The organism is Kineococcus sp. AC630 (assembly GCF_979255925.1).
Genome location: NZ_CEEDMJ010000001.1, coordinates 276,744 through 289,417, shown reverse-complemented (window position 1 = coordinate 289,417; position 12,674 = coordinate 276,744). Strand labels below are relative to the sequence as shown.

The 12,674-nt window shown below is 70.5% G+C and carries 13 protein-coding genes; 7 read left to right on the top strand and 6 right to left on the bottom strand.

Going from position 1 to position 12,674, the window contains the following annotated elements; genetic code table 11:
• Positions 1–18: 18 nt before the first annotated feature.
• The gene (locus tag AC0I8G_RS01365; RefSeq protein ID WP_471728360.1) at positions 19–774 is read right to left on the bottom strand and encodes a DeoR/GlpR family DNA-binding transcription regulator; all 756 of its coding nucleotides are present in this window, start codon (positions 772–774) and stop codon (positions 19–21) included.
• Between the two features lie 183 nt (positions 775–957).
• On the opposite strand from AC0I8G_RS01365, the gene AC0I8G_RS01360 reads away from it, so the two are divergent.
• The 4 genes from AC0I8G_RS01360 to AC0I8G_RS01345 all read left to right on the top strand — a co-directional run bounded on the left by AC0I8G_RS01360 (position 958) and on the right by AC0I8G_RS01345 (position 4,662).
• Positions 958–2,292 carry an ABC transporter substrate-binding protein gene (locus tag AC0I8G_RS01360; RefSeq protein ID WP_471728359.1) on the top strand — a complete coding sequence of 445 codons (1,335 nt, stop codon included), beginning with the start codon at positions 958–960 and terminating at the stop codon, positions 2,290–2,292.
• Positions 2,289–3,224 carry a carbohydrate ABC transporter permease gene (locus AC0I8G_RS01355; RefSeq protein ID WP_471728358.1) on the top strand — a complete coding sequence of 312 codons (936 nt, stop codon included), beginning with the start codon at positions 2,289–2,291 and terminating at the stop codon, positions 3,222–3,224. Before AC0I8G_RS01360 ends, AC0I8G_RS01355 begins: the two co-directional genes overlap by 4 nt.
• Complete coding sequence (locus AC0I8G_RS01350; protein ID WP_471728357.1) at positions 3,221–4,057, top strand: carbohydrate ABC transporter permease; 837 nt, start codon at positions 3,221–3,223, stop codon at positions 4,055–4,057. Before AC0I8G_RS01355 ends, AC0I8G_RS01350 begins: the two co-directional genes overlap by 4 nt.
• 104 nt (positions 4,058–4,161) lie before the next feature.
• The gene (locus AC0I8G_RS01345; RefSeq protein ID WP_380161083.1) at positions 4,162–4,662 is read left to right on the top strand and encodes a MarR family winged helix-turn-helix transcriptional regulator; all 501 of its coding nucleotides are present in this window, start codon (positions 4,162–4,164) and stop codon (positions 4,660–4,662) included.
• A gap of 47 nt (positions 4,663–4,709) precedes the next feature.
• Here AC0I8G_RS01345 and AC0I8G_RS01340 read toward each other — a convergent pair whose 3' ends face one another.
• The 3 genes from AC0I8G_RS01340 to AC0I8G_RS01330 form a co-directional block, all read right to left on the bottom strand.
• Positions 4,710–5,597, bottom strand: a complete 888-nt coding sequence (locus tag AC0I8G_RS01340; protein WP_380161085.1) for an NAD-dependent epimerase/dehydratase family protein — start codon at positions 5,595–5,597, stop codon at positions 4,710–4,712.
• Positions 5,598–5,615: 18 nt separating this feature from the next.
• A complete protein-coding gene (locus AC0I8G_RS01335) occupies positions 5,616–6,875 on the bottom strand; it encodes a DUF4032 domain-containing protein (RefSeq protein WP_380260917.1) in 1,260 nt (419 codons plus the stop codon).
• Positions 6,876–6,971: 96 nt separating this feature from the next.
• A complete protein-coding gene (locus AC0I8G_RS01330; protein WP_380260919.1) occupies positions 6,972–8,048 on the bottom strand; it encodes an ABC transporter ATP-binding protein in 1,077 nt (358 codons plus the stop codon).
• A gap of 289 nt (positions 8,049–8,337) precedes the next feature.
• Here AC0I8G_RS01330 and AC0I8G_RS01325 point away from each other — a divergent pair, with 289 nt between their 5' ends.
• The 3 genes from AC0I8G_RS01325 to AC0I8G_RS01315 all read left to right on the top strand — a co-directional run bounded on the left by AC0I8G_RS01325 (position 8,338) and on the right by AC0I8G_RS01315 (position 10,394).
• Positions 8,338–8,820, top strand: coding sequence for a cation:proton antiporter regulatory subunit (locus AC0I8G_RS01325; RefSeq protein WP_328292755.1), 483 nt, complete (start codon positions 8,338–8,340; stop codon positions 8,818–8,820).
• 69 nt (positions 8,821–8,889) lie between these two features.
• Positions 8,890–10,074, top strand: a complete 1,185-nt coding sequence (locus tag AC0I8G_RS01320; RefSeq protein WP_471728356.1) for a cation:proton antiporter — start codon at positions 8,890–8,892, stop codon at positions 10,072–10,074.
• Positions 10,075–10,133: 59 nt separating this feature from the next.
• Entirely contained in the window at positions 10,134–10,394 is a 261-nt protein-coding gene (locus AC0I8G_RS01315) for a hypothetical protein (RefSeq protein WP_471728355.1), read from the top strand.
• A 4-nt stretch (positions 10,395–10,398) separates the two neighbouring features.
• Here AC0I8G_RS01315 and otsB read toward each other — a convergent pair whose 3' ends face one another.
• Positions 10,399–11,178, bottom strand: a complete 780-nt coding sequence (otsB, locus tag AC0I8G_RS01310) for a trehalose-phosphatase (RefSeq protein WP_471728354.1) — start codon at positions 11,176–11,178, stop codon at positions 10,399–10,401.
• On the bottom strand, positions 11,175–12,626 hold the full coding sequence (locus AC0I8G_RS01305; protein ID WP_471728353.1) for an alpha,alpha-trehalose-phosphate synthase (UDP-forming): 1,452 nt from the start codon (positions 12,624–12,626) through the stop codon (positions 11,175–11,177). The genes otsB and AC0I8G_RS01305 overlap by 4 nt, the downstream gene beginning before the upstream one ends.
• Positions 12,627–12,674: the final 48 nt, after the last annotated feature.

Genomic DNA, 12,674 nt, shown 5'->3' with positions numbered 1-12,674 from the left:
GTTGTTTCCGCGGGGGAGTCAGACGGTGAGGACGATGACGCCCGCCGCGCGCAGGGCGTCGAGCTGGGCGGGGTCGGCGCCGCGGTCGGTGACGAGCTCACCGACCTCGTCGAGGCCGGCGATCCGGGCGAACGTCACCTTCCCGATCTTGGAGCTGTCGGCGATGACGACGTTGCGCCGGGCGCGGCGCAGGAAGGCGAGGTCGGTCTGCGCCTCCATCTCGTCGTAGGTGCTGCAGCCGTCCTCGACGGTGAGCCCGTCGACGCCGATGAACGCGATGTCCAGGTGGTAGTTCGAGAGCATCGACTCCGCGGCCGGCCCGACGAGTTCCAGGGAGTGCCGCACGATCCCGCCGATGACGACGAGGCGGATGCCGCTGTGGCCGGCGAGTTCCACCGCGATGTCGAGGGCGTTGGTGACCACCGTGATGCCGCGCCGGGCCCGCAGCTCGCGGGCGAGTTCGAGGGCGGTGGTCCCGCCCGTCATCCCGACGACGGCGCCCTCGGGGATCATCGCCGCCGCGGCCACGCCGATGCGTCGCTTCTCGCTCTGACGTCGCGCCGCCTTCATCCGCACCGGGAGCTCGTCGCCGACGTCGTTGGCGACGGCTCCGCCGTGCGTTCGCACCAGCAGACCGCTCGTGCTGAGGGACTGCAGGTCGCGCCGGACGGTGGCGCCGGAGACCCCGAGGACCTCCGCGAGTTCGACGACGTCGACGTTCCCGCTGTCCGAGACGCGGTCCAGGATCGCGCTGAGCCGTTCTACCTTCCGCACGGGGACAGCCTAACTCGCTGAGCACTTCTGCGCGTTCGCCCATCCATGTGACCGCGGGTCGAGCGTGTGCGGGAACCCGTTGACGCAGGCGGACGCGACTCCTAGTGTTCACTTCGACAAATGCGCAGAACTGCTCACGGCGTGGTGAGCGTTCTCCGTGCCGTTCGTGAATGAGGAGGCGCCATGCCACGGTCGACAGTTCCGGGTTCCTGGTCCCGGCGCAGCTTCGTCACCGCCGTCGCGGGGGTCGGCCTCCTGGGCGCCGGGTGCGGCGGCGGCAGCGGGTCCAGCGGGGGTGGTTCCACCCAGACCAGCGGGGTCACCATCACCGTCGCGCTGGCCGGTGAAACGTTGCCGCAGGCTGCGCTCGACGCGTTCCGGAGCGAGACCGGGATCACCGTGAAGTGGGTGAACCTCGACTGGGACAGCCTGCAGACGAAGATCTCGGCCGCAGCGACCGCGAAGACCTACTTCGCCGACGCGACGAACGTCGACTGGTCCCGGGTGGGGCAGCTCGGCAAGCTCGGCTGGTTCTACCCCGTGGAGTCCTACCTGGACACGAAGGGGATGGCCGCCGACGTCCCCCAGCTGGCCTCCTTCACCACCGACGGCCACGTCGTCGGCATCCCCTACGACGCCTCCTTCATGGTGACGACGATCAACACCGAGATGTTCACCGCTGCAGGGGCGAACCCGGCTCCGACGACGATCGCGGAGTACACCGACGCCCTGCGCCAGATCAAGGCCAAGGGCATCGCGGAGCACCCGCTGAACATCCCCTTCGCCGCGGCCGAGGGACTCTCGACCTACTGGTACGAGACCACCGCCGCCTTCGGGGGGACCGTCCTCGACGAGGACGGGAAGCCGCAGTTCGCCGACGCCGGCGGGTACGAGGCCGCGCAGTGGATGGTCGACGCCCTGACGGACGGCCTCGTCGCCCCGGGGAACATCAACGTCACCGACACGCAGGGGCAGCAGACCCAGATGGCCCAGGGGCTGGTCGCGAGCACCTTCTCCGACTACTCCGGCACCGTCGGGACCCTCTACGACGTACCGGCCTCCAGTTCCGTCGTGGGCAAGGTCCGCTACATCCCGACCCCCGGGGTGGACGGCCCGACGGCCAACCTCAGCAACCCCGACGGCGTCGGCATCCCGAAGCAGGCCAAGTACCCCGACGCGGCGGCGAAGTTCATCGAGTGGTTCACGTCCCAGAAGCAGCAGACCGACTTCGCCGGCGTCAACGGTCCGGACAAGGCCTACAGCGCCTACCCGATCCCGTCCCGGCTCAGCGCGGTCGAGGCCATGACCAGCGGCGGCAACCTGGTCCAGGGTGATGTCCTCACCCCGATGCTCGAGAGTTCGAAACCGGTCTTCGGGGGCGGGGCCCCGACCTGGTACCCGGAGTTCTCCAACACCGTCTACACCAGCCTGCACGCGGCGGCGACGGGCTCGCTGAGCGTCGAGGCCGCGGTGAAGGCCATGGCCGAGAAGGCCGACGAACTCGCGAGCGGCTCGTGACCTCCACGTCCGCGCCGCACCGACCGCACGGGACCGACGTCCCGGCGGCCGCGACGCTGCGTCGCAAGCGGTTCGACCTCCTGCCCTACGTGCTCGTCGCCCCGGTGGCGGTGTTCGTCGTCGGCCTGGCCCTGGTGCCGGCGGCGTTCACCGTCGTGCAGTCGTTCTTCCGCTCCAGCGCGCTGGACCCGCCGACCCGGTTCGACGGCCTCGGGAACTTCGAACGGCTCCTCCGCAACGACGCCGTCGTCACCAGCCTGCAGAACACCGGGTTCTACGTCGTCGTCGGGGTCGTCCTCTCGACGGTCTTCGGGGTCGCGGTCGCGGTCGTGCTGCAGCAGGCCTTCCGTGGACGCAGCCTCGTCATCGCCGTCGTCATCCTCCCGTGGGCGTTGCCGGGGGTCGTCGAGGGGATCCTCTGGAGCGGGATCTTCGACCCGAGCTCCGGGCTGGTCAACAGCGTGGCCACGTCGCTGCACCTGGGGTCCGGGGATGCGATCCTGCTGGGCCAGGACCGGTTGCTGACCATCGCACTCATCGAACTCGTCCAGGTCTGGCAGATCACGCCGTTGTCGGCGCTGCTGATCCTGGCCGCGCTGCAGCTCATCCCGGGTGAGCTCTACGAGGCGGCCCAGATCGACGGGTGCTCGCGGTGGTCGGCGTTCTGGCGGATCACGCTGCCGCTGGCCCGTCCGGGGATCGCGGTCGCGATGGTCCAGGCCGTCATCGCCACCCTGAACGTCTTCGACCAGCCCTACGTCCTCAACGGGGCCGCCGACACCGGTGCCTCGGTGATGATGCAGACCTACTTCACCAGCTTCCAGAACCTCGACTTCGGGCAGGGGTACGCGTTGTCGCTGCTCATCACCGTCATCACCCTGGTGCTCTCGTTCGTGGTCGTGCGCACCGTCTACCGCCGGGTGGACCTGTGAACCGCCGCACACCGACCCTGCGGCGGGTCGGCGTCGCCCTCGTCGTCCTCTGGTCGCTGGTACCGGTCTACTGGGCGGTGAAGACCAGCCTCCAGCGCGAGGGCGACGCCCGGCGCAGTCCTGCGGAGTACGTGCCCCTGCGGCCGACGCTGGACAACTTCCGCTCGCTCCTCACCGGTTCCGGCGACGTGCCCGAACAGGTCCGGCGCGCGTCCCTGAACATCGTCGTCGAGTGCGGGCTGGCCACGATCGCCACCGTCGTGCTGGCGACCCTGGCCGCCTACGCGTTCGCGCGCATGCAGTTCCGGGGACGCAACGTCCTCTTCTACGCGTTGCTGGCCACGATGGCGTTCCCCGCCTACACCACGCTGATCCCGCTCTACCGCATCATGAGCACGTTCGGGTTGGTGAACACCTACACCGGCATCGTCCTGGTCTACGTCTCGGGTTTCCTGCCGCTGGCGACGTGGATCCTGCACAACTACTTCGCGAGCCTCCCGCTCAGCATCGAGGAGGCCGGGCTCGTCGACGGCGCGGACCGCATGCAGGTGCTCTGGCACCTGCTGCTGCCGCTGGCCCGGCCGGGGATCATCTCCACCGCGCTGATCACGTTCCTGTTCGCGTGGGCGCAGTTCCTGTTCCCGCTCGTCCTCTCCAGCGACATCTCGACGCAGCCGCTGACCGTGGTCATCGCCTCGCTGCAGGGGCGCCACGTCGTCCCGTCCACGTTGCTGAACGCCGCCGGCGTCCTGGCCATCGCCGTCCCCGCGGTGCTCGCCCTGGTGTTCAACCGCTACATCGTCAACGGACTGCTGGCCGGCAGCACGAAGTGAGCGCCGGGGTTCGCGGGGCGGGGCCCTCCGTGGCACGATGGGCTCCTGCGGGCGCTACCGCAGGGCGATTAGTTGAAGCTGAAACTATCTGCTAGGATGCCGGGATGACCGAGCAGACGCCTCGCTGGCTCTCCACCGACGAACGCCGGGTGTGGCTGCGGCTCAGCGCGCTCATGGAACTCCTGCCCGCCGCCCTCGACGCGCAGCTGCAACGCGACGCGGACCTCACCAAGACGGCCTACCTCACGCTGGCGATGCTGTCCGAGGAACCGGGGCGCAGCCTGCGGATGAGCGAACTCGGCGCCCGCTCCAACGCGAGCCCGTCCCGGATCTCCCACGTGGTGAGCCGGCTCGAGAAGGACGGCTGGGTCCGCCGCGAGAAGAGCCCCAACGACGGCCGCGGTCAGGTCGCCGTCCTCACCGACGCCGGCTTCCAGAAGGTCGTCACCGCCGCGCCCGGACACGTCGAGCGGGTCCGTCAGCTGGTCTTCGACCCGCTCGACGAGCGCGACCTCGCCACGCTCGACGAGGTGATGGTGAAGATGCTCGACATCCTCGACCCCGACGCGAAGTTCGCCGCGACGGCTCTGGCCCGCCAGACCTGACCGGTCCGTGATCTTGCTGGGTCTCCCAGCAAGATCACGGACAGGGGTCAGACGTGGTCGCGCCAGGAGTGCTCGGGTTCGTAACCGAGCACCCGGCGGGCCTTGTCGATCGAGAGCAGCGTCTCGTGGTCACCGAGCTCGTGACGGACCTCGACCCCCGGGTAGACCTCCGCCATCAGCTCCGCCGACGTGCGCGACATGACGGTGTCGGCGTTCGCGACGATGCACACCTCGACGCCGGGCCCCTTGCGCTGCAACGACAGGCGCACGGCCTGGGCGCCGTCGCGGGCGTCGATGTAGCCCCAGAGGTTCCACTTGCGCAGCGTCGCGTCGGCGTCGAAGGACGGGAACTGGGCGTAGTCCTCGACGTGCATGACGTTGGAGAAGCGCAGACCGGTCATCGTCAGCGACGGGTTCCAGCGGCAGAAGTGGTGCGCCATCTCCTCCTCGAGCGCCTTCACCAACGAGTACGTCGACTCCGGGCGGACGCGGTACTCCTCGTCGAGGGGGGCGTAGGGCGGGGGAGCGGCGTCGAAGGGCAGACCCAGGACGGTCTCGCTCGAGGCCCACACGACGTTGTCGATGCCCGCGGCGCGCGCCGCGTCGAAGACGTTCCACGTCGCGGCGGAGTTGTTGCGGAACGTCGCGGCGTTGGACGCGAGACCGGGGGCAGGGATGGCCCCCAGGTGCACGACCCCGGCGAAGGGGCCGGGGCGTTCCTCGATCCGGCCGGTCAGCGCCTCCACGACCTGGCCGTGGTCGGCGAGGTCGACCTTGACGAACTGCCCGTCGTCCCCCGCCAGCAGGCTCGCGGGGCGCACCTGGTCCAGGGCGAGGACGGAGTATCCGTGGTCGAGCAGGTCGCGCAAGACGACCCGCCCGAGTTTGCCGGCCGCGCCGGTGAGTGCGACGCGGGGTTTCTCGGCAGCAGGCACGAGGGTCCTTCCAGAGCTTCAGTCGGCGATGACCCGGAACGACTGGGTGTCCACACCCAGCACGGCCCGTTCGTCGGGTTTCTGCGGTAGCACCCCCACCACGTAGGAGTTCACCGCCTCCTCGAGGCCGACGTCGCGGCCGGCCCGTTCGGAGAGGTACCAGCGGTGTTCCAGCACCTCGTGGAACAGTTCAGCAGCCTCGAGCTTGCCCCGCATCTCGCGCGGGACGGCCCGCTGCACGGGTTCGAAGACGTCGGCCATCCAGTCGTGCGCGACGATCTCCTCGTCCTCGCCCTGGCGGGCGGTGGCCGCGGCGTAGGAGTCGAGGTCGTTGAGCAGTCGACGCGCCTGGTTCTCCTCCGCGTCCAGACCGGTGAGGCGCAGCAGACGCCGGGAGTGGTGACCGGCGTCGACGACCTTCGGCTCGATGCGCACCGACGTCCCGTCGATGTCGGTCGTGATCGCCAGTTCCCCGACGTCGAACCCGAGGTCGTTGAGGCGCCGGATGCGGGCCTCGACGCGCCAGCGGTCACCCCGTTCGAAGGACTCCGCCTCGGTGAGCTCCACCCACAGGGCGCGGTAGCGGGACACGATGCGGTCGGCGATCGCGATGACCTCGTCCATGTCGGCGTCCAGCGCCTCGGAGGCCACGACGTCCATGAGCTCACCGGCGATGTTGGTGCGGGCGAGGTCGAGGTCGTACTCGCGCTGACCGGTGGAGAGCTCGTCGTAGAGCTCACCCGTCTCGGCGTCGACGAGGTAGGCGGCGAACGCCCCCGCGTCGCGGCGGAAGAGGGTGTTCGACAACGAGACGTCGCCCCAGTAGAAGCCCAGCAGGTGCAGCTTCACCAGGAGCACCGCGAGGGCGTCGACGGCGCGCTTGGCGGTGTCGGGCCGCAGGGTCTGGCTGTAGAGGGCACGGTAGGGCAGCGAGTACTGCAGGTGGCGGGTGACGAGCACCGCGTTCAGCGGCTCGCCGTTGGCGTCGACGCGGCCGGTGATGACGGCCACCGGGGCCACGGAGGGGACGTCGAGCCGGTTGAGCATCCGCAGCATCCGGTACTCGCGGTGCGCGATGTCGGCGTTGGTCTCCTTCACCGCGATGACGCGGCCCCCGATCCGCACGAAGCGGACGATGTGGCGGGAGATGCCTCGGGGGAGGGCCGCGAGGTGTTCCTCGGGCCACTCCTCCAGCGGGATCTCCCAGGGGAGGTCGAGGAGTCCGGGGTACGGGCGGGCGGCCGTGATCTGCAGGGACGCCGCCGTCGGGGTGCTCACGTGCTCATCCTCTCAACATCGGGACCGTTCCGTGCCACCCACGACGGAGGGCCGTCACCCCCGCAGGAGTGACGGCCCCCGTGTGGACGTCAGACGTCAGTTCTCGATGCGCAGACCGGACTGGTGGTCGAACAGGTGCACGTGCCCCTGCTTGGGGGTGAAGAACACCGTCGAGCCCTTCTCCGGGGGACGGCGACCGTCGACGCGCGCGATGACCTGGTGCGCCTCGCTGCCCGCCTGGGCCAGCGAACCGTAGATGTAGGCGTCGGCGCCGAGCTCCTCGACGACCTCGACCTGCACGGGCAGACCCGAGGTGCCGATCTCCAGGTCCTCGGGACGCACGCCGAGCGTCATCCGGTTGCCGGCGTTGGTGAGCAGGTGACGCTCGACCGGGTGGACGGTGTCGCCGAACTTCACGCCACCGTCGGTGACGTCGAGGGTCAGCAGGTTCATGGCGGGCGAGCCGATGAACCCGGCGACGAAGACGTTGTTCGGGTGGTCGTACATGCGACGCGGGGTGTCGACCTGCTGGAGCAGACCGTCCTTGAGCACCGCGACGCGGTCGCCCATCGTCATGGCCTCGACCTGGTCGTGGGTCACGTAGACGGTGGTGACGGCGAGACGACGCTGCAGCGACGCGATCTGGGTGCGGGTCTGCACGCGCAGCTTGGCGTCGAGGTTGGACAGCGGCTCGTCCATGAGGAAGACCTGCGGCTGACGGACGATCGCACGGCCCATGGCGACACGCTGACGCTGACCACCGGAGAGGGCCTTCGGCTTGCGGGTCAGGTACGCCTCGAGGTCGAGGATCTTGGCGGCTTCCTGCACACGACGCTTGATCTCGTCCTTGGGAGTGCCGGCGATCTTGAGCGCGAAGCCCATGTTGTCGGCGACCGTCATGTGCGGGTACAGCGCGTAGTTCTGGAACACCATCGCGATGTCGCGGTCCTTCGGGGGAACCGTCGTGACGTCGCGGTCACCGATGAGGATGCGTCCACCGTTGACGTCCTCGAGACCGGCGAGCATGCGCAGGGAGGTCGACTTGCCGCAGCCGGAGGGGCCGACGAGGACGAGGAACTCGCCGTCCTCGACGTGCAGGTCCAGGGCGTCCACGGCGGGCTTGTCGCCCCCGGGGTAGATGCGCGTCGCCTTGTCGAACGTGACCGTAGCCATCGTGTCAATCCTTCCACCGGCAGGTACGTGCCGGACGATCCGTTGTGGAACGAGGTGTTCAGTTGTCCGCGGCGTCACTGCCGGGTCCCAGGAGGAAGGGTCGCTCCGTCGCGGTGCTCGGATCATGCACGACGAATCCGACGAGGGCAAGGGCCGCGCGCCGCGACGTCGTGGGATGTTCTGGACGTCACACGGTGTTGTGACAACAGGACGTCGCGGCGGCGTGGCGTCCGGGGGACAGCTGGCGCCCTGGTCGTCGGCTCCCGCGATCGTGGAGGACACTGAGATCGTGGACCTGGAAGAGACCAAGTTGCCGGGCGTGGGCCTGCGGCACGACTTCACCACCGCTCGCGGTCGGCGCATCGGCGTCATCTCGACCCGCGGTGGCGAGCGCGAGCTGCTCGTCTACTCCCAGGACGACCCTGACGCCTGCCACGCCGTGATCGACCTCGACGGCGACGAGGCCGAGGTGCTGGCGGAGCTGCTCGGGCAGCCGCGGGTCATCGAGCGACTGGCCCGGCTGCGCGAGCAGATCGAAGGCCTCGCCACCGAGGGCATCTACCTCGAGGACGGTTCGCCCTACGTGGGCAAGACGTTGGCCGACGCCGCGATCCGCAGCCGCACCGGCGCCTCCGTCGTCGCCCTCGTGCGCAACGGCGAGGTGACGCCGTCGCCGGCGCCGTCCCAGGCGTTCCTCTCCGGTGACAAGATCGTGGTCGTCGGGACCCAGGAAGGGGTCCGGGCGACCGCCGAACTGCTGCACCAGGGCTGACGCGGCCCGGACGACCCCGCGCCCTCCCGGTGCGGACGACGCGATCTGAGGAAGGACGGAACTCGACAGGTGCACACCGCTGCTCTGCTCATCGAGCTCGGTGCGGTCATCTTCGGGCTCGGTCTCGTCGGTCGCCTCGCCGGACGCCTGGGGATCTCCCCGGTCCCGCTCTACCTGCTGGCCGGGTTGGCGTTCGGGGCCGGCGGTGTCATCCCGCTGAACGCGCCCGACGCGTTCCTCGACGCCGCCTCCGAGATCGGCGTCGTCATGCTGCTGCTGCTCCTGGGGCTGGAGTACTCCGCCGGGGACCTGCTCGGCAACCTCCGCCGGCAGGCACCCGTCGGCGTCCTCGACCTGTTCCTCAACGGCCTGCCGGGCGCCGCGTTCGGGTTGCTCCTCGGCTTCGGGCCCGTCGGGGCGCTCGCCATGTTCGGCATCACGGCCGTCAGCTCCTCCGGCATCGTCGCCAAGGTGCTCGCCGACCTGGGCCGCCTCGGCAACCGCGAGACGCCCTCGATCCTCGGCATCCTCGTCCTCGAGGACCTCGGCATGGCCGTCTACCTGCCCATCCTCACCGCAGTGCTCGCCGCCTCCGGGGTGTGGGAGGCGACGGGGTCCGTCCTCATCGCCCTCGCCTGCCTCGCCGTCGCTCTCGTCGTCGCGCTGCGCTGGGGTTCGCTCATCTCGAAGTTCGTCTCGGCGGGCTCCAGCGAGGTGACGCTGCTGCGCGTCCTCGGCCTCGCGCTGCTCGTCGCGGGGGTCGCCGAACAGCTGCACGTCTCCGCCGCCGTGGGTGCGTTCCTGTTGGGGATCAGCCTCTCCAACGACCTCGAGCAGGAGACCCACCAGCGCCTCGAACCCCTGCGCGACCTCTTCGCCGCGGTGTTCTTCGTGTCCTTCGGCCTCTCGACCGATCCGAGCAGCCTGCCGCCCGTGTTGCTGCCGGCCCTCGCCCTCGTCGTCGTCGGGGTCCTCACCAAGCTCGTCACCGGGTGGGTCGCGGCCAGGCGCGCCGGCATCGCGATCCCGGGCCGGATCCGGGCCGGGGCCGCACTGATCCCCCGGGGCGAGTTCTCGATCGTCATCGCCGGCCTCGCCACGGCCGCCGGGGTCGACCCCCGGCTCGCGGCGCTCGCCGCGGCCTACGTGCTGGCGATGGCGGTCCTCGGACCGGTGCTCGCCCGCTTCGCCGACCCGTGGGCCCGCGCCTACGTGCGTCGCCAGCGCGAACGCGCCGCCACCACCGCCCGCTGACCCTGCGGGACGGCTCCGGGGGACTGTCCGCGGCGTCCGCGCGGTGGGAGGGTGGTCGGGTGAACCCCGCGACCGAGACCTTCGTGCGTCTGCTGACCGCGGCTGCGCAGGCGGCGCAGACCTGGACCCCCGGGGTCGGGGACAACCCCGGGGTGACCATCCACACCGCGAGCGGCGACAAGGTGCAGGGCCTCGTCCTCGGCGTCGAGGGCGGGATCGTCACGGTGCGCGGATCGCTGCGGGAGAACGAACCCGTGCACCACGTGGACGTCTCGCGCATCGAGTCCCTCAACGCCTTCGCGAGCGTCGTCGAGGGCTGAGCGCTCAGGAACGCAGGTCCGCCAGCGCACCCAGGAGCTCGGCCACCTCGACCGGCGAGCCCACCCGCAGGACCGCGGCGGTCTCGCCGTCACCGACCTTGACCGTGAGGTCCCCGCCCTCGGGGGAGAGGGCGGTGAACGCGTTCTCGTCCGTCACGTCGTCGCCCGCGAACAGCACCGCCTCGATCGCGGGGCCCTCGCCGGTGAGCCGCTCGCGCAACCGCAGCAGCCCCGCGCCCTTGCCCAGCTCCACCGCCCCGAGCTCGACGACCTCCTTGCCGCGCAACGCGTGCACGCCGTCCCACGTCGCCGGTCCGGCCAGAGCCGCTTGCGTCGCGGACTCGGCGTCGGGCCGGGAGGCGCGCCGGGTGTGCAGCACCGCCGACATCGGTTTCCGCTCGACGTGCACCCCGTCGCGCCCGGCGGCGATCTCGTCGAGCGCCGCCCCGAGACGCTGCAGCAGATCGGTCTCCGCCCCGCTCAGGCTCTGACCGCCGGCGGCACCCTCGAGGGAGCTCTGGGTCCCGTGACCCCCGACGAGGACCACCCCGGCCGGCGGGTCCGCGCACGCCCGCAGGTCGTCCAGGTCGCGACCGGAGACCAGGGCGACGTCCGTGCTCGCGACGAGGCGTTCCAGCGCGGCGCTCGCCTCCGGCAGCGGCCGCGCGGCCGACGGGTCGTCGACGAGGGGGGAGAGCACCCCGTCGAAGTCCAGGGCCACCAGCACGCGGCCGCGGGCGGCGAACTCCCGCAGCGACGTCAGGACCTCGGGGGAGGGGCTCACGACACCGCCCCCTCGGCCGCCGCGGCGACCGACTCCGACGCCTCGGTGGTGCGGTGCTCGGCCAACGCCTGCAGGAACGACGCCGCCCAGCGCTGCACGTCGTGGTCCCCGACCCGACGGCGCAACGCCCGCATCCGGCGACCCGCCTCCCGCGGCGACATCCGCAACGCCCGCACGATCGCGTCCTTCAGACCGTCGATGTCGTGCGGGTTCACCATCAACGCCTGCCCGAGCTCGTCGGCCGCGCCGGTGAACTCGCTCAGCACCAGCACCCCGCGCTCGTCGTGGCGGGCGGCCACGTACTCCTTCGCGACGAGGTTCATGCCGTCGCGCAACGCCGTGATGAGCATGACGTCCGCCGCCAGGAACAGGGCCGCCATCTCTTCCCGGCCGTAGGAGTGGTGCAGGTAGTGCACCGCGGTGTTCTTGATGGTCCCGTGCGTCCCGTTGATGCGCCCGACGGTGACCTCGACGTCCTGGCGCAGCTGGATGTACTGCTCGACGCGTTCGCGCGACGGCGTCGCCACCTGGATGAGGGAGGCCTCCTCCACGCTGACCCCGCCGTCGTCCAGGAGTTCCTCGAACGCCTTGAGGCGGTGCAGGATCCCCTTGGTGTAGTCGAGGCGGTCCACTCCCAGCAGGACGTGCTCGGGGTTGCCGAGGTCGCGGCGGATCTCCGCGGCCCGGGCCTTCACGTCCTCGCGCTGGGCGAGTTCGTCCAGGGCGTTGAAGTCGATGGAGATGGGGAACGACGCCGCCCGCACCTCGCGCCCGCCCTCGGCGTCGAGCCGGATCCGGCCCGAACGCGCCGGCAGGTTGGAGGCGCGACGGCAGGCCCGGGTGAAGTTGTTCGCGTCCGCCGCCCGCTGGAAGCCGATGAGGTCGGCGCCGAGCAGGCCGTCGATGATCGCCTTGCGCCACGGCAGCTGCGCGAAGATCTCGAAGGGCGGGAACGGGATGTGGTTGAAGAACCCGATGGACAGGTCCGGGCGACGTCGACGCAGCATCCGGGGGACGAGCTGCAGCTGGTAGTCCTGGACCCAGACCGTCGCACCCTCCGCGGCCTGCGCCGCGGTGGCCTCCGCGAAGCGCTCGTTGACGCGCACGTAGGCCTCCCACCAGCTGCGGTGGTAGCCCGGCGCGACGATGACGTCGTGGTAGAGCGGCCACAGCGTGCCGTTGGAGAAGCCCTCGTAGTAGTCCTGGACCTCCTCGGCCGACAGACCGATCGGCACACAGCGCACCCCTTCGGCGTCGAAGGGCTCCGGTGGGTCCCCGGGCGTCCCCGCCCAGCCCACCCAGGCACCGTCCTCGCGCTTCATCACGGGTTCCAGGGCGGTCACCAGACCGCCGGGGCTGCGGCGCCACGACGTCGAGCCGTCCGGTTCCTCCACACGGTCGACGGGAAGCCGGTTGGCCACCACCACCAGGTCGTAATCGCCGGCCATGGGGTGATCCTCCTCGTGGGTTGCTCTTCACCGGACCCTACCGGGACC

Excerpts from the sequence above, each read along its gene's own strand:
- AC0I8G_RS01360 (WP_471728359.1), top strand. The coding sequence starts at position 958 with ATGCCACGGTCGACAGTTCCGGGTTCCTGGTCCCGGCGCAGCTTCGTC.
- AC0I8G_RS01345 (WP_380161083.1), top strand. The coding sequence starts at position 4,162 with ATGACCGAGCAGACGCCTCGCTGGCTCTCCACCGACGAACGCCGGGTG.
- AC0I8G_RS01330 (WP_380260919.1), bottom strand. The coding sequence starts at position 8,048 with ATGGCTACGGTCACGTTCGACAAGGCGACGCGCATCTACCCCGGGGGC.
- AC0I8G_RS01305 (WP_471728353.1), bottom strand. The coding sequence starts at position 12,626 with ATGGCCGGCGATTACGACCTGGTGGTGGTGGCCAACCGGCTTCCCGTC.